Raw genomic sequence first — 25,223 nt, forward strand, 5'->3', positions numbered from 1 at the left:
TATGCAAAATAAAAATGATAAGAGTCTTTTTGGAATAGATATTAATGAATTTACTCAAAATACTCAATTTAATGTTTTAGCAACCAAAATAGATTTTTTATACTTAAGATCATCTGGCTCAGGTACAGGTAGGTTTAGAGTAGATAAGAAATTTATTCAATTTGCAAAAGAAAGCAGAAATTATGGAATTCCTGTAGGGGCATATCATTTTGGAGTTCCGTCATATGACTTAACAGATGCTGATAGACAATGTGATGATTTTATAAATTTATTACAACAAGGTTTTGGAAATAAAGATTATGGAGATTTATTTCCAGTATTAGATATTGAAGTACCTATAGATAAATCTATACCAACTAAGACTCTAGTGGAATGGATAGATAGATTTAGGGTGAGATTTGAAAGAAAAACTAGAAGAAGACTTATGCTTTATACGGGATTGTTTTTCATAGAATTATATGATAATTTTTATGTAAAAGGAAAGGGATATCCTTTGAAAAACATGCCATTATGGATCGCTATGTATACAAAAGTTCCAATTAATCCGCCTTATCCACCTGATATTGGAGGATGGACTAGATGGAGAATTTGGCAATTTAGCGAAGATCAAAAGGTAATGGGAGTAGGAAATCCAGTAGATGCTAATTGGGGACCTGATAATATAAGGTTATTAACTCAACCTTATGATGTGACTGGATTTAAAGCCAGCATGAATGGAAATAATATATATCTTTCATGGAATAGGGTACCCGATATAGATTTGCTAGGATATAATATATTTGTAAATAATTATTGGATAGCAACTGTAGATGAGAATGCAACCAAATATGTTATAGATAAAAATAAACTAGAAATTCCTAAAGGGAATCCTATAAATATCACAATTGAAGCATTTGATTATGATGGCGAAACATCTAAAACTAGAGCTAAAGTTAAATTATAAATAAAATATAAGATAAAGGTATCTTAATTTTATGAAAAGATACCTTTATTTTTATGTAAATTATACGATAATATTCTTATTAAATATAAGAAATAATGTGATATAATAAAACTTGCAATTATGTTTAGAACATGTAATTTTTTATAAAAATGTTAATAGTGTTAAACTGTTAATTCAGTATATTTATTGAAAGGGGAATAAATGTGAACGGAGAGAATGGAAAAAGGGGGAAAGTCCTTAGAAAAATATCAAGTAATAAAAAGAAAAAGAGAATAATAATAGGAATATGTGCATTTATAGTAATTATTTCGGCATTATTTACTGGATATTTTTTATCTATTAATAAAATAGTGGAAGAATGGAATAATAAGATATATTTAGGTGTTGCAGTGCAAGATGTGAACATTGGAGGAATGACAAAAGAAGAAGCAAGAGAAAAATTAATTCAAGAGCTTCAAGGAAAAATAGGAGATAAAAAAGTATCTATAAAAATAGGTGAGTCAGAATTTGAGCTTTTATATTCGGACATATCTCCAGTTTATGATATTGATAATGTGATAAATGATGCTATGAATTTTGGAAAAAATGATTCGGTATTAAAAAAATATTCTTACATAAAGAATAAGGGGAAAGATAAGCATGAAATTGATTTAAATTTATCATATGATGAAGAGAAATTAAAAGCTTATGAAGAAATGGTGAAAAGTAAAGTTGAAGATGAGCCTAAAGATGCGACTCTTTCAATTAATGGGAACGGGTTCAGTATTGTAGACGAAGTTGTTGGTAAAAGTATAAATATGGATGAATTTGATAAAAAATTAAAAGAAATTATAACAGGACATATAAATGAAGAAATTGTAGTTTCAATGGATTTAGAAACGGTACAACCTAAAATTACAAGTAAGGATTTATCAAAAATAAATGGAATTATTGGTTCATATTCTTCAAATTATGGTACGTCATCTGAAGGAAGAAGTGCTAATATAGATCTTGCAACTAAAGCCATAAATGGAGTGATTTTAATGCCAGGAGATGTATTTAGTTTCAATGAAGTTGTTGGTCCTAGAACAGTGGAAAGAGGGTATAAAGAAGCAGCAACTTATGTTGGTAATAAGGTAGAGCCAGGAATAGGTGGAGGCATATGCCAAGTATCAACAGCGCTTTATAGAGCGGTAATGCATGCTAATATAAGAGCGGTAGAAAGAAGAAATCATTCCATGTCTGTAGGTTATGCAAAACCTGGACTAGATGCAACTGTTTCTTATGGGGATATAGATTACAAGTTTAAAAATACTTATGATTCTCCAATTTATATACAAGGAAGTACATACAATAAAGTTATGACTTATAATATATATGGTGATGTTTCTGCATTGGGAGGCAAAACTTATGATATGGAAAATGAAATAATTCAGACCATAGAACCGACTGTAAAAGTAGTAGAAGATGCAACTTTGCCAGAAGGACAAGAGGTTACAGAAAGTGGTGGAATGACAGGTTATAAAACTAATTCTTATCAATTAACATATGAAAATGGTGTTCAAACAAATAAAGAGTTAATATCAAATGATTATTATACAGCTGTTGATATAGTTGTTAAAAAAGGAACACAACCGTTAGTCCCACCAGCAGCTACAGAACAAACTCCAGGTGTTGTTCCACCTGCAAATCCACCAGTAACACCGCCTGTATCACAAGATTCAGTAGCTCCACCAGTAGCTCAATAGTGAAAAAATAAAAGGTACTTTTAGTACCTTTTATTTTTGTTATGTAAACTATTTTTAGTAACTTTCATTTTAATTTAACTTAAGTAAGCTACGACTAGACAGTTAATAAACCATATAGTATACTTTTTAATTATACTGATGGTAACAACAGTAAGTAATTAGAGAAGGTGATCTTTTGAATTTAAATATAGTATTATATCAACCAGAAATTCCGCAAAATACTGGGAATATAGCAAGAACCTGTGTACTTACAGATAGTAAGCTACATTTAATAAAACCGTTAGGATTTGATATAGATGAAAAGCATGTAAGAAGAGCAGGATTAGATTATTGGAAATATTTAAACCTAGAAATTCATGAAAGCTATGAAGCATTTATGGAAAAATACAAGAATGAAAGAATATTTTTATCAAGCACTCATGCTGGAGATTATTACAATGAAATTTCATTTCAAAAGGGTGATTTTATAATGTTTGGAAGGGAATCAAGTGGTGTACCAGAAGAAATCCATGAAGTAATTACTGGTATGAGAATACCAATGATTCAATCAAGTACTAGAAGTTTAAACTTATCTAATACTGTGTCAATAGTTGCGTATGAAGCTTTAAGACAATTTGGATTTCCAAACATGAAATAGGAGAAGGGAATGAGGCAAATGGAGAAGATAAAAATTATCACAGATAGTACTGCTGATTTACCAAAAGAAATATATGAAAAGTATGATATAGAAGTTTTACCAGTTTTAATAAATTTTAAAGAAGAAAGTTATTTAGATGGAGTTGAAATAACTCCATCTAAAGTTTTTGAAAAAATAGAAAGAGATAATATTTTACCTACTACAGGTCAAGTTATTCCTAGTAGATTTGTAGAAACATATAAAAAGTATTTAGATGATGGATATAAAATACTTTCAATTCATATGTCTTCTGCTATGAGTGGAACATACCAATCTGCATGTATAGCTAAAAATACATTAGAAAGTGATAATATAATGGTGGTGGATTCTCAAAATATAGCACCAGCATTAGGGATTTTAGTGCTAAAAGCATCTATACTTTTAGATAAGGGAAATAGTTTGGAAAATGTATTTAAAGAGATTGATTCAGCTAAGTACAATATAAAAACATTAATGTGCTTTGAATCATTGGAATATCTTATAAGAGGTGGAAGAATATCTAAAACCGCTGGAATGGTTGGTAGCGTATTTGGAATAAAATTAATCTTAGATATAAAAGATGGATTAATGTCTGTTAAAGATAAAATAAGAGGAAATAAAAAGGTTATTAAAAAAATAATTTCAGAATTAGAAGAAGCACAATTAGATGAGGATGTTCCAATATTACTAGTTGATGCCAAAAATGTAGAAATTAAAGCAGCTCTTTTAGAATACTTACAAGAAAATAATATGAACTATACTGAATGTCCATTAGGATCTAGTGTATGTATTCATTCAGGACCTAATTGTTGTGGACTAGTATATTTAACTAAATAAAATAATAACTTATAGTACCATTTTAGCTTGCTCCCAATATAAAAAACGAGACAAGCAGTAAATATAATAATACTTGCATAACTATTTTAAAAGTCCAATTACAATGCCACTTTGCGTATTAGATAGATCAACACATATTAAAATATAGGCAAAATAATAAAAGGCTATGATTTAAACAAAAAGTTATTAAATTTGTTTGAATCATGGTTTTTATTATTTTTATCATTGGCTCTGTTTTAGCAGGGTGTTGATATATGTATAAGCAAAGTGGGCTGAGTAATTGAACTTAGGAATGCTAAAATGAGTATAGTCCCATTTTAGCTTGCTCCCAATATAAAATTGAGACAAGCAGTAAATGTGAATATTAAAAGGAAACTCGACTTCGCTGAGTAAGTTCGAAAAGCTAAATATAAAATGCACTGTGTGAAAGTTCGTGTAGCCAAATGTAAAATTTGGACACTTACTTTTAGATTCTCACTTAACAATTCTCAAAGTCCAATAACAATGCCACTTTACCTATTGCATATATCAACACATATTTAAAACAGAGCTTTATCATTAAATTTTTATTTTATAATATACTTTATAGTGGATATTTAGATGACTTGCTTTAATTAACAAAATCAGAGTATACTATTTATAGAGCAATATGCATAAAAATAGCAATATTCAGAAAAGGGTTTCAATAATTTTATTATAATGGTATAAGAAAAGAGGATGCTTATGAAATTAGATTATGGTATGAAAATTACCCAGGATCAAAAACTTGTATTAACTCAAAGTATGCAACAGTCGATAAAACTTTTGCAAATGTCTATGCATGACTTAAGGGAGTTTATCGATAATGAATATGCTGAAAATCCAATATTAGAAATTAATGAACTAGATAAAGGCATAGAAAATAATACTTCAAAAGATAAATATGATTACAAAAATTTAATAAAGGAATTAGAATCTAATAATTATAAGAATGAAGTTGATAATAATTATGTAAATAATAAAGAAATAGATTCTACACCTTGGAATTATATTGAAAAGAGCAAATCTTTAAATGAGTTTTTACAAGAACAATTAATTGAACTAAATATTGATCCATATTTAGTAGTAGTATCAAAATATATCATAGAATCCTTAGATAATAGAGGTTATTTGGAAATATCAACAACTCAAATAAGCAATGAACTTAATATAAGTCAAACTAAAGTAGAACAAGCATTAAAAATTGTACAAGATTTGGAGCCATATGGTATAGGTGCTAGGAATATAGAAGAGTGTCTAATGATTCAAAGCAAAAAATTAAGTATATTAGATGATATTATGGAAAAAATAATAAAGAATCATTTAGGAAATATAGCAGATAATAAATATAAGCTTGTAGGTGAAGATTTAAGAATAAATCCTAAAGAAGCTCAAAGATATGGAGATTTAATTAAAAAATTAGAGCCAAAACCATCTAGGGGATTTTATACAGGAGAACAAGTAAGTTATATAATACCAGATGCTGAAATTAAAAAAATAGAAAAAGAATATTTCATTATAATGAATGACAACGTATTACCTAAACTTACTATAAATAAAACTTATAAAAATGTTTTAGAAAAAAATATAGATGAGGAAACTGTGTGTTATGTTAAAGAAAAAATTAATAAAGCAATGTTTCTAATAAAGTCTATTGAACAAAGAAAAAGCACTTTATATAATGTTTTAAAATGTTTATTAAATAAACAAAAAGAGTTTTTTGATAAAGGTTATGATTATATAAAACCTTTAACTTTAAAAGAAGTTGCGGAAGACATAGGAATGCATGAATCTACAGTAAGCAGAGCTATAAAAGATAAATATGTGCTTACTAGTTATGGAACAATAAAGATAAAAGCATTGTTTGAGAGTGGATTTTCTTTAAGTAATGAAGGAGATATAGCTACAAATACGATAAAAAATGAAATAAAAAAGATAATAGAAAAAGAGAATAAATCCAAACCTTTTTCAGATCAAATTATTTCTGAAATATTAAATAAAGAAAATATAAATATTTCTAGAAGAACTGTGGCAAAATATAGAGAAGAATTAGGCATTAAATCTTCATCAAAAAGAAAGAGAATCTAAGTATTAAAGAATTAATATTTAGAGATTATGAAAGATAAATTTAATCTCTAAGTATTAATTAAGTATTTATATGTTTAATATATTTAAAAGTGTTAAAAATTCACTATTAATATAATCAACTTTTAAAATATATAAAAAAAATTCAATTAAAGCCTTTAAAAATTTCATAAGGTGTTTTATAATAATATTTGTGGGACATGATTTAAGTGCATGGGACGCATAAAGACCAAGGGAGTGTTTATGTTGCATGAAATATTAGAGTTACAGAAAAAAATAGTTCCTGAACTTGTTGAAACATTAGAAAAGAGATACAATGTACTGAGAACTATATACTATAATCAACCAATAGGTAGAAGAGTTCTTGCCAATGAATTGAAGATTGGTGAGAGAGTGGTAAGAAATGAAGTAAGTTTTTTGAGCTCGCAGGGTTTAATAGAAATAAATACTCCAGGAATGACTGTCACTGAAGAAGGTGAAAATATACTAAATAAATTAAAGGATTTTATTCATGAAATAAAAGGACTTTCAGAACTAGAAGAAGAATTAAGAAAAAGTCTTAATTTAAAGAAAGTAATTATAGTTCCGGGAGATTTAGATAATAATCCTTCAATTTTAAAAGATTTAGGAAAAGCTTGTGCTCATTATGTGAAAAATGTATTAGTTAGCAATGATATAATTGCATTAACTGGTGGAAGCACATTAAAAGCAGTGGTAGAAGAATTTCCTAAAATAAATAATTTATCTAATATTCAAGTAGTACCTGCAAGAGGTGGAGTAGGAAAGAATGTAGAAACTCAAGCCAATACCTTAGCCGCTTTATTAGCAAAAAAGCTAAATGGTAGTTATAAAATGTTACATGTTTCAGAAAATTTAAGTTTAGATGTATTAGATACATTACTTAAAGAAGAAGAAATAAAAACAGTAGTAGATACTTTACATAAAGCTGATATACTGATGTATGGAATAGGTAATGCTGTACAAATGGCTAAAAAAAGAGGGGTTTCGGAAACGAAAATCCAAAATCTTATAGACAGTGGTGCGGTTGGGGAAGCATTTGGATGTTACTTTACCAAAAAATCCCAAATTATATCAGAAGCTACCTCAATTGGAATAAAAATTAATGAAGCAAGAAAAATAAAAACACATATTGCAGTAGCAGGTGGAAAGAATAAAATAGATTCAATAATATCGACAGAATTTAATGATATTAATGGTATCTTAGTCACAGACGAAGAAACTGGTAAAAAAATACTAGAAACATTAAATCGTTAATTTATGTATAAAATTAATTTAGTTTGTAAAATTTATTTTTTATAAAAAGCATTATTTTAGGAGGTAATTTTAATGGCAAATGTAAAAGTAGCAATTAATGGTTTTGGACGTATTGGACGTCTTGCATTTAGACAAATGTTTGGAGCAGAAGGATATGAAGTGGTTGCAATCAACGACTTAACAGATCCTAAAATGTTAGCTCACTTATTAAAATATGATTCATCACAAGGTAGATACGAAGAATCTGTAGAAGTTAAAGAAGACGGAATCGTTGTTAACGGAAAAGAAATCAAAATCTATGCTGAAGCTGATGCTTCAAAACTTCCTTGGGGAGATCTTGGTGTAGATGTAGTACTTGAATGTACTGGATTCTATGTATCAAAAGCTAAATCTCAAGCTCATATTGATGCAGGTGCTAAGAAAGTTGTTATATCAGCTCCAGCTGGAAACGACCTTCCAACAGTTGTATTCAACGTTAACCAAGATATCTTAACTGCTGAAGATAACATAATATCTGCAGCTTCTTGTACAACTAACTGTTTAGCTCCAATGGCTCAAGCACTTAATAACTTAGCACCAATTCAAACTGGTATTATGTCAACTATCCATGCTTACACTGGAGACCAAATGGTATTAGACGGACCACACAGAAAGGGAGATTTCAGAAGAGCAAGAGCTGCTGCTGTAAATATCGTTCCTAACTCAACTGGTGCTGCTAAAGCTATCGGATTAGTTATCCCAGAATTAAACGGTAAGTTAATTGGATCTGCACAAAGAGTTCCAGTTCCAACTGGTTCAACTACAATCTTAGTTGCTGTAGTTAAAGGAAAAGACATTACAGTTGAAAGCGTAAATGCTGCTATGAAAGCTGCTTCTAACGAATCATTTGGATACACTGAAGAAGAATTAGTATCTTCTGATATCGTAGGAATCAGATTTGGATCATTATTTGATGCAACTCAAACTATGGTAGCTAAAGTTGATGAAGACACATACCAAGTTCAAGTTGTTTCATGGTATGACAACGAAAATTCATACACTAGCCAAATGGTTAGAACAATCAAATACTTCGCTAAATTCTTAAAGTAATTTGAGCTTTTAGTTAAAGTAATTAAAATTATAAATAAGTCTGGTTTTGTAGTATAAGGCTATAAGGCCAGACTATTTTAAAATATTGAAAAATTTAATAATTAGAGGTGAACAAGATGAATTTTAACAAAAAGACAATTGAAGATATTCAAGTAAAAGGAAAAAAAGTCTTAGTTAGATGTGATTTTAATGTACCATTAAAAGATGGTGTTATAACTGATGAAAACAGATTAAACGGAGCTCTTCCTACAATAAAGTACTTAGTTGATAATGGAGCAAAAGTTATACTTTGCTCACATATGGGTAAACCAAAGGGAGAACCAAAACCAGAATTAACTTTAGCACCAGTTGCTAAAAGATTAAGTGAAATGCTTGGAAAAGAAGTTAAATTCGCTCCAGATAACAATGTTGTAGGCGAAAATGCTAAAGCAGCAGTTGCTGAAATGAAAGATGGAGATGTAGTATTACTTGAAAATACTAGATATAGAAAAGAAGAAACTAAGAATGGTGAAGAATTCTCTAAAGAATTAGCATCACTTGCTGAAATTTTTGTTAATGATGCATTTGGTACTGCTCACAGAGCTCACTGTTCAACAGTTGGTGTAACTGATTATATTGATACTGCTGTATGTGGATACTTAATTCAAAAAGAATTAAAGTTCTTAGGAAATGCAGTTGAAACTCCAGAAAAACCTTTCGTTGCTATATTAGGTGGAGCTAAGGTTTCTGATAAAATAGCTGTTATCAACAATCTTTTAGATAAGGTTGATACTATTATAATCGGTGGAGGAATGGCTTATACATTCTTAAAAGCTCAAGGATATGAAATCGGAACTTCATTAGTTGAAGAAGATAGACTTGACTATGCTAAAGAAATGATAGCTAAAGCAGAAGAAAAAGGTGTTAAATTCTTATTACCAGTAGATCATAGAGTTGCTGCAGAATTCAAAGATGTTGAAGCTACAGTAACAGAAGATCAAAACATTCCAGCTGGAAACATGGGATTAGATATTGGACCAAAGACAGAAACATTATATGCTGATGCTATTAAAGATGCTAAGACTGTAATTTGGAATGGACCAATGGGAGTATTCGAATTTGAAAACTTCAATAAAGGAACTATTGCAGTAGCTAAAGCAATGGCGGATTCAAATGCAACTACTATAATTGGTGGTGGAGATTCAGCAGCTGCTGTTAACATATTAGGATTCGGAGATAAGATGACTCATATCTCAACTGGTGGTGGAGCATCACTTGAATTCTTAGAAGGTAAAGTGTTACCTGGTATATCTGCATTAAACGACTAATATTAAATAAGTTGATAAATGGTAAAACTTCTTAAAGGAGTTTTACCTTACTATGTAGAATTAGTTATTATAGAAATTTAAAACTTTATGTTTTATTATAATTTATTATGAGGTGAAAACGATGAGAAAAGCAATTATTGCAGGAAATTGGAAAATGAATAAAACTGTTGATGAAGCAGTTAAAGTTGTAGAAGAATTAAAACCATTAGTTAAGGATGCTACTTGTGATGTAGTTGTATGTCCTACATTTGTATGTTTAGATGCTGTTAAAAAAGCAACAGCTGGATCAAACATAAAAGTTGCAGCTCAAAACATGCACTTTGAAGAAAGTGGCGCATTCACAGGAGAAGTTGCTCCAGGAATGTTAGAAGCTATGGGAATTGAATATGTTGTTTTAGGACACAGTGAAAGAAGAGAATACTTCAATGAAACTGATGAAGCAATAAACAAAAAGGTTAAAGCAGCATTTGCTCACAATATTACTCCAATAGTTTGTTGTGGAGAAACTTTAGAACAAAGAGAAAGCGGAGTTACTAATAACTTTATCGCTTGCCAAATTAAAGTTGATATTGCTGGATTAACTAAAGAACAAGCTGAAAAAGTTGTTATAGCTTATGAACCAATCTGGGCTATTGGAACTGGTAAAACTGCTACTAAGGAACAAGCTAATGAAACAATATTAGCAATCAGAAACGTTGTAGTAGAAATGTACGGTAAAGAAGTTGCTGATAAAGTAAGAATTCAATACGGTGGATCAGTTAAACCAAACACAATCACTGAACAAATGGCTATGTCTGATATAGATGGAGCATTAGTTGGTGGAGCTAGCTTAAAAGCAGAAGATTTTTCTGGAATAGTTAACTACTAAAAACAATAAAGGCTATGATTTAATCATAGCCTTTTTTGTTTTTAGGCTATGTTTTAAAACAGTGTTGATATTGTAGTATAAAGCTCATGGACAGAGGAATTTACTTTAAGAACACTAAAATAAAGCTTAGTCCAATTAATGCATGCTCCCAATCAAAGATTGCTGACAAGCAATTAATTGTACAAATCTTCATTAAGAGTTCTAAAAAGCAAATTCCAACGCCAGTTCGCCCTTATACTAAAATATCAACATTCACTTAAAACATAGCCTATTTTTAAGAAATTATGTACATTTAGAAATTCTATAATAATTTATGAAATTTTGTGTTCAAATAGATTATTACTTATTATTTAAATCGGATAGTTTATTTCCAAAAGTTTCAAGAAGTTCTGCATCTTTATGAAGCTCGAAAATGGAATTAATAATTTGATTTAAAGCTTCAACATTTTCATTAACATTTTCGTTAGTATCCTGAATTTGCTCACTCATATTAAAAATAGAGTCTTTTACACTATGAAGAACAGTGCCTATTTTTTTAGATTGTTCACTATTCATATTAGATAATTTTCTTATTTCTTGTGCAATAACACCAAATCCAGCACCAAATTCTTTAGCTCTAGAAGCTTCTATTGAAGCATTAAGTCCTAATAAATTAGTCTGTGAAGAAACATTATTTATGTATTTTGCAACTTGATCAATTTCTTCTACTTGATCAGCAGAAATATTAGCTGAAGTAATTAATGTGTTAAACCTATTTACTAGATTACTATTTATTTCATTGACTTTATTCACATAACTTTCAACTTCAGTGATTCTTTCGTATATATTATGAGAAACTTCAAATAATTTTTTAGTTAAATCCTTACCTATATATTTTTGATATCCAACATCTGAAAGAGTATTAGCTATTATAAAAAGTAAATTCGCAGCAGCTTCAATTGATTCTTTTGAAAGAACTCTTATTTCTCTAACTGCATCAATATACTCATCTTCGTTAATTCCTATTTCTTTTGCTACTATTCTAATTTTATCTTCTTTAGGGGCTTGAGGCAAAACTTGACCACCAACTAAAGAACCAATTTGAATATTTCCTATTAAAATTGGAGCAGCAAAATCCATTAATCCAGCATGACAATAATAAACAGTAGTTTTTTTTGATTTTCCAGATTTAAGTCCACCTTTAATATCACATTCATTACATCTTTTTAACCCTTCAGAAGTACCGCGGGTTAGATTCATACAAAACCTTGATGGTTTAGTCATTTTCGTAACAGGACCGTCAAGATCAACAGCTACTGTTGAAATTCCAGTAGTATCTGAAAATGCATCTAAAATTTTTTGAAGTGTATCTACATTTATTACATCCGTTAACTTTACATTAGATAAGTTAGTATTTTTCATATAAAAAAAGCTCCCTTTTATTTAATTTTTGTAAAATTCAACAAGAAAAAACAATTATTCCTTATCGATCTATATTATACAGTAGACATAATTAATAATCAAAAAATAGCAAAAATTTTATTAAGTAAGATAAATTTTTAAAAAATATTTATTGAAATAATAAAACAATGTTATATAAATGTTAAATAAAAATGATAATGATTATCAAAATAATTATTTAATACACAAGAATAATATGATAATATATTAGTAAATATTAACATGTTAAATTTAAATAAAGAGGTAATAAAAATGTCAATAATAAATGAAGGTATAATATATCATGACATAATAGAGAGCATGGTTGCAGCATTAGAAGCTCGAGACTTATATACATCCGGGCATTCTACAAGAGTAAGTGATATGACATATAAATTATGTCAGCATTTGAATTTGTCAGAGGAAACTTTAGAAATGTATCATATAGCTGCTCATTTGCATGATATAGGAAAGATAGGAGTTTCAGATAATGTTTTAAATAAAAAAGGTAGATTAGATTTTGAAGAGTGGCAAATGATGAAAAAACACCCTGAAATAGGGTATAAAATTTTGAGTAAAGCAAAGAGCTTGAAAAATATATCTTATATAGTATTACATCATCATGAACGATGGGATGGAAAGGGGTATCCTAAGGGTTTAAAGAAAAATGAAATACCATTAGGATCTAGAATAATAGCAATTTGTGATTCTATAGATGCGATGAAGAGCAATAGACCATATAGAGATTTAATAAGTGATAAAGAATGTTTTAAAGAAATTTTAACAAATAGAGGAGTAATGTATGATCCTGAAATTACAGATTGTATATTAGAAAATTGGAATGATATCGTAACTAAGTATTATGGCAGTTTATAGTATTAATAGATTAATAGAATAGAGTTAAATCTAAAATGGGTTTTAAGATTTGTTTTTAGACTTGACTCTTTTTGCCTTGTACAAAAAATTAGATTTTAAATAAAACATAATGAATTCAACTTTTACATAAAGAATTTAGTATATATATTATTGAGGATATACATTAAAGGAGATATAATCTTCACAGTTTTATAAGTTGCAATACATCTAAAAAAATAATATAATTAAAATGGTTAAAAATATAGAGAATAAAAGATAATATTAGTATATTATGATATTTTAATAATAAATCTGGAGGGATAGGAATATGTCAAAAAGACCGGTTATGTTAATGATATTAGATGGTTTTGGAATAGCACCAAAATCTGAAGGAAATGCTGTAAGCTTAGCTAAAAAACCTAATTTTGATAGATTAGTAAAAAATTATCCAGCATCACAATTACAAGCAAGTGGATTAGAAGTTGGATTACCAGAAGGACAAATGGGAAATTCAGAAGTAGGTCATTTAAATATTGGTTCTGGTAGAATAGTATATCAAGAATTAACTAGAATTACTAAAGCTATTAAAGATGGAGATTTCTTTGAAAATGAATCTTTAATGAAAGCTATGGCTAATGCTAAAAATAATAATTCTACATTACATTTAATGGGATTGTTATCAGATGGTGGAGTACATTCACACATAGAACATTTAAGAGGCCTTTTAGAATTCGCTAAAAAAGAAGGGATTCAAAATGTATATGTTCATGCATTTATGGATGGTAGAGACGTTGCACCATCATCAGGTAAAGAATTTGTAGAAAAAACTGAAGCTATGATGGCTGAAGTTGGCGTAGGTAAAATAGCTACTATAAGTGGTAGATATTATGCTATGGATAGAGACAACAGATGGGAAAGAGTAGAACTTGCTTATAATGCATTAGTATTAGGTAAAGGTGAAACTGCTAATAGTGCAGTAGAAGCAATGGAAAAATCTTACCATGATAATAAAACTGATGAATTTGTTTTACCAACAGTAGTTTTAGAAAATGGAGTTCCAACAGCAACAATAAAAAATGGAGATTCAGTTATATTCTTTAACTTTAGACCAGATAGAGCAAGAGAAATAACTAGAGCTATTAATGATAAAGTATTTGATGGATTTAAGAGAGAAACTTTAAATCTTACTTTTGTAACAATGACTCAATATGACAAGACTTTAGAAGGTGTTGAAGTAGCTTATAAGCCTCAAACTTTAGCTAATACTCTTGGAGAATATGTAAGTTCAAAAGGATTAAATCAATTGAGAATTGCTGAGACTGAAAAATACGCTCATGTTACATTCTTCTTTAACGGTGGAGTTGAAAAAGAAAATCCAGGTGAAGAAAGAGTTGTTATTCCATCACCTAAAGTTGCTACATATGATTTAAAACCAGAAATGAGTGCATACGAAGTAACTGATGAGTTATTAAATAGATTAGATTCAGATAAATATGATATGGTAATTTTAAACTTTGCAAATCCAGATATGGTTGGACATACAGGGGTTATTCCAGCAGCTGTTAAAGCTATAGAATCTGTTGATGAATGCTTAGGAAAAATTGCTAACAAAATGTTAGAAAAAGATGGATGTTTATTCATAACAGCTGACCACGGTAATGCTGAAACTATGATAGACTTCTCAACAGGAAATCCATTTACAGCTCATACAATAGATCCAGTACCTTTTGTTTGGGTTGCAAATAACACAGAAGGAAAAACTATAAAAGATGGTAAGCTAGCAGATATAGCTCCAACAATGCTAAATCAATTAGGACTAGAAGTTCCTGCTGAAATGACAGGGAAAAATTTAGTGACAACTAAATAATAAATGATTTTTAAAAGAGTTTAGTAAGTATAACTTATTAAGCTCTTTTTTGTACATAAAATTATAGAAAATTTTTACTATTAAATATGATAAAACCTGATTATAGAAAGCTTTTTTAGTTGAGAGAGATTTTTTTATTTGCATAAAGTTAGAATTTATATAATATATTTATAAAAAAGGCTTAGGGTTGATGAAATGAAAAGAAATTTTGCTTATTCTGCTGATTTTGATGAAAAGACAGAAAAATTATTTAAAGAAGGGAAATATCTTGGTCAAGGAAATAACGGAATAGTTTATGAATTACCAGGAAATAAAGTGGTAAAAATTTTCTTGACACAAAAAGTATGTAAGGATGAGGGAGGTATATTGTATAGAACAAATGGTTCAAAATATTTTCCTAGACTTTATAAAAGAGGTAAACTATATGTAGTAAGAGAAATAGTTGATGGAGAAAGATTAGATTACTATATTAAGAAAAATGGTTTAAGTAAAAAATTAATAAAAAAGATATATAATTTGTTAACAGAGTTTAAAAAACTTAAATTTACTAAACTTGATACTAGATGTAAGGATATATTTGTATCTGAAGATGAAAAGCTAATGATAATTGATCCTAAAAAAGCATATTCTAGAAAAGTAGATTATCCAAGACACTTAATGAAAGGACTAAAAAGAATTGGTGTTTTAGATGAATTTCTTGAGGGCATTAAGGAAATAGATAAAAACAAAGCAAATCAATGGAGCATTAAATTCGACAGGTATTTTGACAATGAAAAATAAAAAAATTAAAGCCGTTAATCTAACTGATAATATAATCATTTAGATTAACGGTAATTTTTATTTTAAAACATAGTCTTATTTTTAGATTAGAAAAATTAAAGCAAACAGCACAGTTGTAATTAATCCTATTGTAACAGGAAGAAAGTTTTTTCTTGCTAGCTCAAATGGGGATACTTTACAGACGGCAGCAACAGGAATTAATGCCCAGGGTATTAAAGTTCCACCACCAATCCAAATTGTACAGATTTGACCTAAAGCTGCTAATGGAGATGAGTTTAGCGCTAGAGATGAAGAGAATAACCTAGTTGATGAACCAACAAGGGAGAGACCAGAGAAACCGGAACCATCTAATCCAGTTAATATTCCAACACCAGAAACGGTAAATGTTGCAATGATTTTATTTAAAGGAACAGCATTGGAAAGAGCAACACCTAAATCATTAATTATTCCTTGAGAGTTATTAGATAAGGAATGTCCTATAATTTGTTCAAAACCACTACCACCCAAATAAAAAAATGTAGCAATAGGAATTACAGCACCAAAAACTTTAAATGCAAACTGAAAACCATCTATTAAGTAAGATGTTAGTTGAGTTTTTTTTATATCTTTAAATATACTTAAAAAGATTATAAGTAATAAAAATAAAGTGGTTCCACCAATTAATGAAGTTGCATTCTCACCTTTAATAGATAGTAAAAACATAAAAGTAACATCCAGTGCATAAGAAAATAACACTAGAAAAGCTAAAAATCTTTTCTTCCAATTAGATATATTATCTTTAAAATCCTCTTTAAAATCCGTTTCTAAATCTGTACTATCACTTATTGAATTAAGGTTATTATTTTTAATATCTTTCATTATAAAATAAAAAGCTAAAATACTTGTAGTAAATCCCATAACTAACTCTAGAATTATTATTGATGGCATAAACTCATTAATAGCTATGCCAGCAGCGTCACAAGTTATTTTTGGAGCACCTTGTATTATGATATCACTTGATAAAGCAATACCATGTCCAAATATATTCATAGCAATTGCAGCACCTAATTTAGGTAAGCTTGCTTTTGCTGCTACTGGAACTAAAATAGCTCCAATTAGTGCTACGGCTGGAGAAGGCCAGAAAAACCATGAAATTATCATCATTGAAATACCAATAATCCAATACGCTAATACTTTATTTTTTATTAATTTAGCTAAAGGAGAAATCATAACTTCATTTATTCCAGTTACAGAAAGAAGATTACTAAGAGCAGTAATTACGGAAATTATGAGTATTATAGGAAGTAATTCTTTGATTGCATAAAGAAAACCATTGAAAACAGACATAATAGATTCTGAAATGGAAAATTTAATCATAAATGCTATTACTAATATTCCTATTATACATATAATTGAAATATCTTTTTTTAGTATAACAGACAGTAAGATTAATCCTATAAATACTAAGTAGACCCAGTGAATAGCTGATAATGTAATCATATAGATACAAGCTCCTATAATATTATTTACTAACAAATTATGACTTATAACTCCTATATGTACCAAAATAAACTTTAAAATATAAGGTTGTATTTTAGAAGGATGTTGATATATGCATAAGCAAAGTGAATAGAGTAATTTAATATATTAACACATCTTAAAACATAGATTAGTGCAAAAAATATTTAAAAATGTTTTTTGAATATTAGGGTTGAATATTAGCAATAATATTAAGGTAATTAAAAAAAATCTTTTCATTTTATGTTTTATATATTAAAATGATATTGATAAACATTATCAAATAACTTTATATAATTCAAAGGAGGGTAATTAAATGAACGATTACTTAGAAATAATAGACGTTGTTGCAAGACAAATATTAGACTCAAGATGTTTTCCAACTGTAGAAGTAGAGGTATATCTTGAAGATGGAACAATGGGAAGAGCTGCTGTACCATCAGGTGCTTCAACTGGTATGTATGAAGCTGTAGAACTAAGAGATGGAGATAAAGCTAACTACTTAGGTAAGGGTGTATTAACCGCAGTACAAAATGTTAACGAAACAATTGCTGAAGCTTTAGTAGGTTGTAATGTATTTGATCAACCATATATAGATAAAATGCTTATAGAATTAGATGGAACTAATAATAAAGGAAAATTAGGTGCTAATGCAATTTTAGGAGTGTCATTAGCTGTTGCAAATGCTGCTGCTAATGCATTAGGATTATCTTTATATAAATATGTTGGTGGTGTAAATGCAAAAGTACTACCAGTACCTATGATGAACATAATAAATGGAGGATCTCATGCTGATAATTCAGTAGATTTGCAAGAATTTATGATTATGCCAGTAGGAGCGACAAGTTTTAGTGAGGCATTAAGAATGTGTGCTGAAGTATATCATACATTAAAGAACACTCTTAAAGATAAAGGATATGCTACTGGTCTTGGTGATGAAGGTGGATTTGCACCTAACTTAAAATCAAATGCAGAAGCTATTGATGTAATCATAGAAGCAATAACAAAAGCAGGATATAAAGCAGGCGAAGATATATTTATTGCAATAGATGCAGCATCATCTGAATATTATAAAGATGGAAAATATGTATTAGAAAATGAAGGAAAAACATTAACATCAGCTGAAATGGTTGACTTCTTTGAAGATTGGGTAAATAAATATCCAATAATCTCAATTGAAGATGGTATGGCAGAAGAAGATTGGGATGGATGGAAATTATTAACTGAAAGACTAGGAAAGAAAGTTCAATTAGTAGGTGATGATTTATTTGTTACTAACACTGAAAGATTAGAAAAGGGAATAGAGCTTGGTGCAGGTAATTCAATTCTTATAAAGTTAAATCAAATTGGTACTTTAACTGAAACTTTAAATGCAATAGAAATGGCTAATAGAGCAGGATATACTGCTGTTATCTCTCATAGATCAGGAGAAACAGAAGATACAACAATTGCTGATTTAGTTGTTGCAGTTAATGCAGGTCAAATAAAAACAGGTGCACCAGCTAGATCTGAAAGAGTTGCAAAATACAATCAATTGTTAAGAATAGAAGAAGAGTTAGAAGATGTAGCCGAATATAGAGGAAGAAAAGCATTTTTTAATATAAAAAAATAAATTTATAAAACGAAATAAGATATATAGCATCTAACAAAACTAAAAAACAGCTGCAATTTGTAGCTGTTTTTTAGTTTTATAATTTCTAGAAGATGTTAATTCAAATAATGGCAATACCAACAGGAATTAAGTATTATTTATATATTAGAAATTTGGATTTGAAAAGATTTATTCTGTATAAATTTAGAAGCTTTACATTAATAAAAAGTTGTAATAAAATAAATGTTATGTTACAATTTTAATAGATATATTATTTGTAACGAGTTAACTATATAGGAGGGATTACCTATGCGAAGTATGTTAATGGGTGTAGAAGTACTATTAGGTTTATTAATAGTAGTAACTATATTTATGCAACCTAGTAAAGCTGATGCTTTAAGTGGATTAATACAAGGTGGATCAAAAGATACATTCTTTTCAAAAAATAAAGCAAGAACTAAGGAAGTAATGCTTGTAAGATTAACTTGGATTTTTACAGCATTATTTGCACTTAATACATTAATATTAAACTTTATGAAATAAAAGTAAGGACTACTTAATGAGAAGTAGTCCTTACTTTTATTTTTTTAGAAAATTATAAAATCAGTAAATATAACAATATATGATTAAGAATTGCAAAAGTTAAATTGCAATGATATTTAACCTATTGCATATATATAAACATAGATTAAAATAAAAATAATTACATTAAAGAATACCAATATAAAATATGTAAAAGGAATTGTGATAAAGTAGCCTTAATGATTTTTTATGTATAGTAAAATATAAGATATTTAAAATCTAAAAGTCTATATGCTAAAGGCTTAACTTAAAATTAAGAGTTCTTTACTTAAATAAAATATGAAACTAAGATTTTGTACTAATAGACATATAATATAATAATGTATACTAAATAGACAAATAAAATTATTTTGTTGTCATGAAATACAAAAATTATACATAAGAATAAATGATATACGAAAACCAATAAAATATAAGGAGGAAATGTATGAATCTATTATACGTTTCATTAATTGCTGGTTTTATTGCTCTTATTGTTGTCATTTTTTTAGCAAAGGATATCTTGAAAAAAAGCCCTGGAAATGAAAAAATGATTGAAATTTCTGGTTACATTGAAGAAGGCGCAATGGCTTTTTTAAGAAAAGAATATTCTTACTTATGTGTGTTTATAGTAGTAGTTGCTATTGCTATACTAGTATTTTTAAATTATAAAACAGCAATAGCATTTGTTGTTGGTGCACTATTTTCAATTATAGCAGGTTATATTGGCATGAGAATAGCTGTAAAATCTAATGTTAGAACAGCTGAAGCTGCGAAATCAGGAATAAAAGAAGCACTATCAGTTGCTTTTTCAGGTGGAACAGTAATGGGATTATGTGTAGTAGGACTAGGTATAATTGGATTAAGTATTTTTTCAATTGTATTTGATTTAAATGTAGAGTATATAACTGGATTTGGATTAGGTGCATCCTCTATTGCTTTATTTGCAAGAGTTGGTGGTGGGATTTATACCAAAGCAGCTGATGTCGGAGCAGATTTAGTTGGTAAAGTTGAAGCTGGCATTCCAGAAGATGATCCAAGAAACCCAGCGGTTATAGCTGATAATGTTGGTGATAATGTTGGCGACGTTGCAGGTATGGGCGCAGATTTGTTTGAATCTTATGTTGGTTCAATTATATCTGCAATAACACTAGGTGCTGTATTGGTTAGTGCATGGGGAAAAGAAATAGTAATTTTTCCTTTAGTTTTATCGTCAATAGGCATCTTGGCATCATTGATAGGAATTATATTTGTAAAATCATATAAAGGAGACAATCCACAAAAAGCTTTAAATTTAGGTAGTACAATTTCAGGTGTAATAGTATTAATAGTAGGATTTATAGCTTGTAAATCTTTACTTGGAAACTACAAAATTTTCTTACCTGTAATAGCTGGATTACTTGTAGGGCTACTAATTGGTAAAATTACTGAATATTATACTTCTGCTGATTACAAGTCAGTTAAATTCATTGCAAATGAGTCAGAAACAGGTGCTGCAACAAATATTATAGCAGGATTATCAGTTGGAATGAGATCAACAGTTATACCTATATTACTAATTGTTATAGGCATAATAATATCATTTTTTGCAATAGGTGGAGCAAAAGATACTGCGTTAGGATTATATGGTATAGCTTTATCAGCTGTAGGAATGCTTTCAACAACAGCTATAACTGTTGCAGTTGATGCATATGGCCCAATAGCAGATAATGCTGGTGGAATAGCAGAAATGTGTGAATTAGACGAAAGTATTAGAGAAATAACTGATAAATTAGATTCTGTTGGTAATACAACAGCAGCTATAGGTAAAGGCTTTGCTATAGGTTCAGCTGCACTTACAGCATTAGCACTTTTCGCATCATATTCACAAATAGTAAATCTAGAAACTATAAATTTACTTAATCCATTGACATTGGTAGGTGTTTTAATTGGTGGTATGTTGCCATTTCTTTTTGGTGCATTAACTATGGAATCTGTAGGAAAAGCTGCAACTCAAATGGTTGAAGAAGTAAGAAGACAATTTAGAGAAGATGATAGAATATTAAAAGGAACACAAAAACCTGACTATTCAAAATGTGTTGAAATATCAACCAATGCAGCATTAAAAGAAATGATTGTTCCAGGATTACTAGCTATATTAGTACCATTATTAGTTGGGATATTATTAGGAACAGAAGCTCTTGCAGGTCTAATTGGTGGTGGCGTAGTTACAGGCGTTATGCTAGCAATTATGATGGCAAATGCTGGTGGAGCATGGGATAATGCTAAGAAATACATTGAAAGTGGAGTACATGGTGGAAAAGGCAGTGATGCTCATAAAGCAGGTGTTGTTGGAGATACAGTTGGAGATCCATTTAAAGATACTTCTGGCCCATCTATGAATATTTTAATAAAACTTATGACAATAGTTTCAGTAGTATTTGCACCAGTAATATTAAAATATGGTGGAGTTTTGATAAACCTATTTATCAAATAAATAATTAGTTTAAAATAAATTAAAAAGATTGCAAATTAAATTTAAGGCTCTGTTTTAGCAGAGTGTTGATATATGCATAAGCAAAGTGAGCGGAGTAATTGAACTTAGGAATGCTAAAATGAGTATAGTCCCATTTTAGCTTGCTCCCAATATAAAATTGAGACAAGCAGTAAATGTGACAATACTCATTGAGAATTCTCAAAGTTAAATTACAATGCCACTTTACCTATTGCATATATCAACACACATTTAAAACAGAGTTAAATTTAATTACAAATTAATAATTTGCAGTCTTTTTTTCTTAAAATCAAATAAATTTTAATTTATAAGCAAATACTAAAGATAATTATAAAAAATATATATTATAAAATGTTATTGTGGTAGTATATACTTAATATAATAGAAATATTTGCTATCAGTTAAGATAACAGGAGGACGTGTCATGACAATAAAAGAAACATTATTAAGTTTTATGAAAGAACCTGCATATAATCCAATGACTATTGAAGAGTTGGCTCTTGTTTTTGATATAAAATCACATGAATATGGTGATTTCAAAAAGATATTAAAAATTATGGAAAATGAAGGCTTGATTTCAAGTACTCAAAAAAATAAATATATTATAGCAGAGAGTGTAGGAGTAATAGCAGAGAGTGTAGGCTTAATTACTGGAAGGCTTCAAGCACATCCAAAGGGATTTGGATTTTTAATACCAGATGTAGAAGGAGAAAATGATGTATTTATCCCAAGTTCATGTATGAATGGAGCAATAAATGGAGATAAAATACAAGTTCAAATAACAAGGGAAAACTCAAATACTAAAAAAAGAGAAGGCGAAGTTTATAAAATCCTTGAAAGAAATACAACTAAAATAGTAGGAATATATGAAGATAATAAAAACTTTGGGTTTGTTGTTTCAGAAGATACAAGAATTACTCAAGATATTTTTATTTCTAAAAAGGATAGAAATGGAGCAGAAAATGGTGATGTAGTTATAGTAGAAATAACTAAATGGCCTGATAGAAAAAGAAGTCCAGAAGGATTAATAAAAGAAGTATTAGGTAAAAAAGGCGATAAAGGTATTGATATTTTAACAATTATAAGAAAGTTTGGTTTACCAGAAGAATTTAGTAAAAAAGTTTTAAAATTTGCAGAACAAATTCCAGAAACTATAAAGCCTGAAGAATATAAAAGAAGAGTAGATTTAAGAGATCTTAGAATGGTAACTATAGATGGAGAAGATGCTAAAGATTTAGATGATGCTGTATCTATAGAAAAATTGGAAGATGGAAACTTTAAATTAGGAGTTCACATTGCAGATGTTACTCATTATGTTAGAGAAAATAATATATTAGATAAGGAAGCTTTGAAAAGAGCTACATCTGTTTACTTAATAGATAGAGTTATTCCTATGTTACCTAAACAATTATCTAATGGGATATGTTCATTAAATCCAAAGGTTGATAGGTTAGCATTAAGTTGCTTTATGGTAATAAATAATAAAGGAACAGTCGTAGACCATGAGATAATGGAAAGTGTTATTAAAACAAGTGAAAGAATGACATATACTGATGTTACTAAGATATTAAGAGATAATGATGAAGAATTAATAAAAAAATATGATTATCTTTGTGAAGATTTTAAGTTAATGGAAGAACTTTGTTTAATATTAAGAAATAAGAGAATGAAAAGAGGAGCAATTGACTTCGATTTTGAAGAATCAAAGATAATCTTAGATGAAATGGGAAAACCAATAGATATAAAGCCATATGAACGTGAAATAGCTAATAAAATTATAGAAGAATTTATGCTAGTTTGTAATGAAACAGTTGCTGAGCATATGTTCTGGAGTAAACTTCCTTTTGTATATAGAGTTCATGAAAATCCAGATGAAGAAAAGTTAGTTAAATTTAAAGAATTTATATATAATTTAGGATATAAAATTAATTGGAGTGAAGATGTAAATCCAAAAACTTTACAAAGTATATTAGAACAAGTTAAAGGAAAAAAAGAAGAAACAATAGTAAGTACATTATTATTAAGATCAATGATGCAAGCACGTTATGCACCAGAATGTGTAGGTCACTTTGGATTAGCTGCACAGTATTATTGTCACTTTACATCTCCAATAAGAAGATATCCAGACTTACAAATTCATAGAATAATAAAAGAACATCTTAATGGAGAAATTGATGATGCAAGATTTAAAAAATTAGTACCAATAGTTGATGTAGCATCAAAACAATCATCTGAAAAGGAAAGAGTAGCTCAAGAAGCAGAAAGGGAAGTTGATGATTTAAAGAAAGCTGAGTATATGCTTGATAAAATAGGAGAAGAATTTACTGGAATGATATCCTCTGTTACATCATTTGGAATGTTTGTTGAATTACCAAACACTATTGAAGGATTAGTTCATGTTACTGAGCTAGATGATGATTACTATATATTTGATGAAGCACACTTAGCGTTAATTGGTGAAAAGACAAAAAATATGCATAAACTTGGAGACGAAGTAACAGTAAAATGTGTTAAGGTTGATATAGATAATAGAGAAATTTATTTTAAACTAGTGTCAACAAAAATAGATGAAGATAAAGAAGATAAAGAAGAGAAAAATAGTAAAGAAATTATAAAGGAACTTTTATCTTCAGAGGAAGAGCCCATTCTTAGTTAAATATCTATTAATTGATTAAAAATACTACTTATATTATAATTTTATATAAGAGTTAGTATGAAACCTAAATTATACATTAGGCTATGTTTTAAATGTGTGTTGGTATATGTAATCAGAGTAGCTTTACTTATTTACATATCAACACTCTGTTAAAATAGAGTTATACATTAAAATTTATGATTATTTGTGGGTGATTAAATGGTAAGAAAAAAAAGTTCAAATACTTTAGCAGAAAATAGAAAAGCAAGACATGAGTATTTTATAGAAGAAACTATTGAAGCTGGTATTGCATTGGTTGGGACGGAAGTAAAATCTATTAGAAATGGTAGAGCTAATTTAAAAGAATCCTATGCAGATATTAGAAATGGTGAAATTTTTATATTAAGTATGCATATAAGTCCGTATGAACAAGGCAATATATTTAATGTTGAGCCTTTAAGAGAAAAAAAATTATTATTACACAAATCAGAAATTCATAGACTAGCAGGTCTAGTATCTCGAGATGGATATACTTTAATTCCATTAACATTATACTTAAAAGCTGGGAAAGTTAAAGTAGCTTTGGGTATTTGTAAAGGTAAGAAAGATTATGATAAAAGAGATTCTATGTTAGAAAAAGCTCATAATAGAGAAATGCAAAGAGCTTTAAAAGAAAGAAGTAGATATTAGAGAGATGTTTATTTAAAATATAATAAAAAA

The 25,223-nt window shown here is 28.8% G+C and carries 19 protein-coding genes; 17 read left to right on the top strand and 2 right to left on the bottom strand.

From position 1 onward, the window contains the following. Window position 1 precedes the first annotated feature (1 nt). The 9 genes from NG901_RS01680 (at window position 2) to tpiA (ending at window position 10,804) form a co-directional block, all read left to right on the top strand. A complete protein-coding gene (locus tag NG901_RS01680; RefSeq protein WP_252211938.1) occupies window positions 2-943 on the top strand; it encodes a glycoside hydrolase family 25 protein in 942 nt (313 codons plus the stop codon). A 203-nt stretch (window positions 944-1,146) separates the two neighbouring features. Next, complete coding sequence (locus NG901_RS01685) at window positions 1,147-2,670, top strand: VanW family protein (RefSeq protein WP_252211939.1); 1,524 nt, start codon at window positions 1,147-1,149, stop codon at window positions 2,668-2,670. A 175-nt stretch (window positions 2,671-2,845) separates the two neighbouring features. Next, entirely contained in the window at window positions 2,846-3,307 is a 462-nt protein-coding gene (locus NG901_RS01690) for a tRNA (cytidine(34)-2'-O)-methyltransferase (RefSeq protein ID WP_252211940.1), read from the top strand. Between the two features lie 18 nt (window positions 3,308-3,325). Beyond that, window positions 3,326-4,162: a DegV family protein gene (locus tag NG901_RS01695; protein ID WP_252212095.1), complete on the top strand. Its 837-nt coding sequence runs from the start codon at window positions 3,326-3,328 to the stop codon at window positions 4,160-4,162. Window positions 4,163-4,885: 723 nt separating this feature from the next. Further along, window positions 4,886-6,268, top strand: coding sequence for an RNA polymerase factor sigma-54 (gene rpoN / locus NG901_RS01700; protein WP_252211941.1), 1,383 nt, complete (start codon window positions 4,886-4,888; stop codon window positions 6,266-6,268). A 240-nt stretch (window positions 6,269-6,508) separates the two neighbouring features. After that, window positions 6,509-7,540 carry a sugar-binding transcriptional regulator gene (locus NG901_RS01705; RefSeq protein ID WP_252211943.1) on the top strand — a complete coding sequence of 344 codons (1,032 nt, stop codon included), beginning with the start codon at window positions 6,509-6,511 and terminating at the stop codon, window positions 7,538-7,540. A gap of 72 nt (window positions 7,541-7,612) precedes the next feature. Beyond that, on the top strand, window positions 7,613-8,629 hold the full coding sequence (gap, locus tag NG901_RS01710; RefSeq protein ID WP_252211945.1) for a type I glyceraldehyde-3-phosphate dehydrogenase: 1,017 nt from the start codon (window positions 7,613-7,615) through the stop codon (window positions 8,627-8,629). 116 nt (window positions 8,630-8,745) lie between these two features. Beyond that, entirely contained in the window at window positions 8,746-9,936 is a 1,191-nt protein-coding gene (locus NG901_RS01715) for a phosphoglycerate kinase (protein WP_252211947.1), read from the top strand. A gap of 121 nt (window positions 9,937-10,057) precedes the next feature. Beyond that, window positions 10,058-10,804 carry a triose-phosphate isomerase gene (gene tpiA / locus NG901_RS01720; RefSeq protein ID WP_003371300.1) on the top strand — a complete coding sequence of 249 codons (747 nt, stop codon included), beginning with the start codon at window positions 10,058-10,060 and terminating at the stop codon, window positions 10,802-10,804. A 339-nt stretch (window positions 10,805-11,143) separates the two neighbouring features. Here tpiA and NG901_RS01725 read toward each other — a convergent pair whose 3' ends face one another. Further along, on the bottom strand, window positions 11,144-12,205 hold the full coding sequence (locus NG901_RS01725) for a PocR ligand-binding domain-containing protein (protein WP_252211949.1): 1,062 nt from the start codon (window positions 12,203-12,205) through the stop codon (window positions 11,144-11,146). A gap of 291 nt (window positions 12,206-12,496) precedes the next feature. On the opposite strand from NG901_RS01725, the gene NG901_RS01730 reads away from it, so the two are divergent. The 3 genes from NG901_RS01730 to NG901_RS01740 all read left to right on the top strand — a co-directional run bounded on the left by NG901_RS01730 (window position 12,497) and on the right by NG901_RS01740 (window position 15,725). Beyond that, the gene (locus NG901_RS01730) at window positions 12,497-13,099 is read left to right on the top strand and encodes an HD-GYP domain-containing protein (RefSeq protein ID WP_252211951.1); all 603 of its coding nucleotides are present in this window, start codon (window positions 12,497-12,499) and stop codon (window positions 13,097-13,099) included. Between the two features lie 307 nt (window positions 13,100-13,406). Further along, window positions 13,407-14,945 (top strand): 2,3-bisphosphoglycerate-independent phosphoglycerate mutase, encoded by a 1,539-nt coding sequence (gene gpmI, locus NG901_RS01735; RefSeq protein WP_252211953.1) that lies wholly within the window; start codon window positions 13,407-13,409, stop codon window positions 14,943-14,945. A gap of 195 nt (window positions 14,946-15,140) precedes the next feature. After that, entirely contained in the window at window positions 15,141-15,725 is a 585-nt protein-coding gene (locus NG901_RS01740; RefSeq protein ID WP_252211955.1) for a protein kinase, read from the top strand. Between the two features lie 81 nt (window positions 15,726-15,806). On the opposite strand, the gene NG901_RS01745 is transcribed toward NG901_RS01740, so the two are convergent. Then, window positions 15,807-17,204, bottom strand: coding sequence for a hypothetical protein (locus NG901_RS01745; protein ID WP_252211956.1), 1,398 nt, complete (start codon window positions 17,202-17,204; stop codon window positions 15,807-15,809). A 334-nt stretch (window positions 17,205-17,538) separates the two neighbouring features. On the opposite strand from NG901_RS01745, the gene eno reads away from it, so the two are divergent. The 5 genes from eno to smpB all read left to right on the top strand — a co-directional run bounded on the left by eno (window position 17,539) and on the right by smpB (window position 25,193). Next, the gene (gene eno / locus NG901_RS01750; protein ID WP_252211958.1) at window positions 17,539-18,834 is read left to right on the top strand and encodes a phosphopyruvate hydratase; all 1,296 of its coding nucleotides are present in this window, start codon (window positions 17,539-17,541) and stop codon (window positions 18,832-18,834) included. A 288-nt stretch (window positions 18,835-19,122) separates the two neighbouring features. Then, window positions 19,123-19,356, top strand: a complete 234-nt coding sequence (gene secG / locus NG901_RS01755) for a preprotein translocase subunit SecG (RefSeq protein ID WP_252211960.1) — start codon at window positions 19,123-19,125, stop codon at window positions 19,354-19,356. Between the two features lie 466 nt (window positions 19,357-19,822). Further along, the gene (locus tag NG901_RS01760; RefSeq protein WP_252211961.1) at window positions 19,823-21,850 is read left to right on the top strand and encodes a sodium-translocating pyrophosphatase; all 2,028 of its coding nucleotides are present in this window, start codon (window positions 19,823-19,825) and stop codon (window positions 21,848-21,850) included. A gap of 442 nt (window positions 21,851-22,292) precedes the next feature. Continuing rightward, on the top strand, window positions 22,293-24,524 hold the full coding sequence (rnr, locus tag NG901_RS01765) for a ribonuclease R (protein WP_252211963.1): 2,232 nt from the start codon (window positions 22,293-22,295) through the stop codon (window positions 24,522-24,524). Window positions 24,525-24,722: 198 nt separating this feature from the next. Then, window positions 24,723-25,193: an SsrA-binding protein SmpB gene (smpB, locus tag NG901_RS01770; RefSeq protein ID WP_003373284.1), complete on the top strand. Its 471-nt coding sequence runs from the start codon at window positions 24,723-24,725 to the stop codon at window positions 25,191-25,193. The last annotated feature ends 30 nt before the right edge of the window (window positions 25,194-25,223 follow it).

It is taken from the genome of Clostridium sp. CMCC3677 (assembly GCF_023845585.1).
Classification (GTDB): domain Bacteria; phylum Bacillota; class Clostridia; order Clostridiales; family Clostridiaceae; genus Clostridium; species Clostridium aquiflavi.

Bases quoted from the DNA above. Each gene is read 5' to 3' on its own strand.
- NG901_RS01680 (WP_252211938.1), top strand. From the start codon at position 2: ATGCAAAATAAAAATGATAAGAGTCTTTTTGGAATAGATATTAATGAA.
- NG901_RS01695 (WP_252212095.1), top strand. From the start codon at position 3,326: ATGGAGAAGATAAAAATTATCACAGATAGTACTGCTGATTTACCAAAA.
- rpoN (WP_252211941.1), top strand. From the start codon at position 4,886: ATGAAATTAGATTATGGTATGAAAATTACCCAGGATCAAAAACTTGTA.
- NG901_RS01705 (WP_252211943.1), top strand. From the start codon at position 6,509: ATGTTGCATGAAATATTAGAGTTACAGAAAAAAATAGTTCCTGAACTT.
- gap (WP_252211945.1), top strand. From the start codon at position 7,613: ATGGCAAATGTAAAAGTAGCAATTAATGGTTTTGGACGTATTGGACGT.
- NG901_RS01715 (WP_252211947.1), top strand. From the start codon at position 8,746: ATGAATTTTAACAAAAAGACAATTGAAGATATTCAAGTAAAAGGAAAA.
- tpiA (WP_003371300.1), top strand. From the start codon at position 10,058: ATGAGAAAAGCAATTATTGCAGGAAATTGGAAAATGAATAAAACTGTT.
- NG901_RS01725 (WP_252211949.1), bottom strand. From the start codon at position 12,205: ATGAAAAATACTAACTTATCTAATGTAAAGTTAACGGATGTAATAAAT.
- NG901_RS01730 (WP_252211951.1), top strand. From the start codon at position 12,497: ATGTCAATAATAAATGAAGGTATAATATATCATGACATAATAGAGAGC.
- gpmI (WP_252211953.1), top strand. From the start codon at position 13,407: ATGTCAAAAAGACCGGTTATGTTAATGATATTAGATGGTTTTGGAATA.
- NG901_RS01740 (WP_252211955.1), top strand. From the start codon at position 15,141: ATGAAAAGAAATTTTGCTTATTCTGCTGATTTTGATGAAAAGACAGAA.
- NG901_RS01745 (WP_252211956.1), bottom strand. From the start codon at position 17,204: ATGATTACATTATCAGCTATTCACTGGGTCTACTTAGTATTTATAGGA.
- eno (WP_252211958.1), top strand. From the start codon at position 17,539: ATGAACGATTACTTAGAAATAATAGACGTTGTTGCAAGACAAATATTA.
- secG (WP_252211960.1), top strand. From the start codon at position 19,123: ATGCGAAGTATGTTAATGGGTGTAGAAGTACTATTAGGTTTATTAATA.
- NG901_RS01760 (WP_252211961.1), top strand. From the start codon at position 19,823: ATGAATCTATTATACGTTTCATTAATTGCTGGTTTTATTGCTCTTATT.
- rnr (WP_252211963.1), top strand. From the start codon at position 22,293: ATGACAATAAAAGAAACATTATTAAGTTTTATGAAAGAACCTGCATAT.
- smpB (WP_003373284.1), top strand. From the start codon at position 24,723: ATGGTAAGAAAAAAAAGTTCAAATACTTTAGCAGAAAATAGAAAAGCA.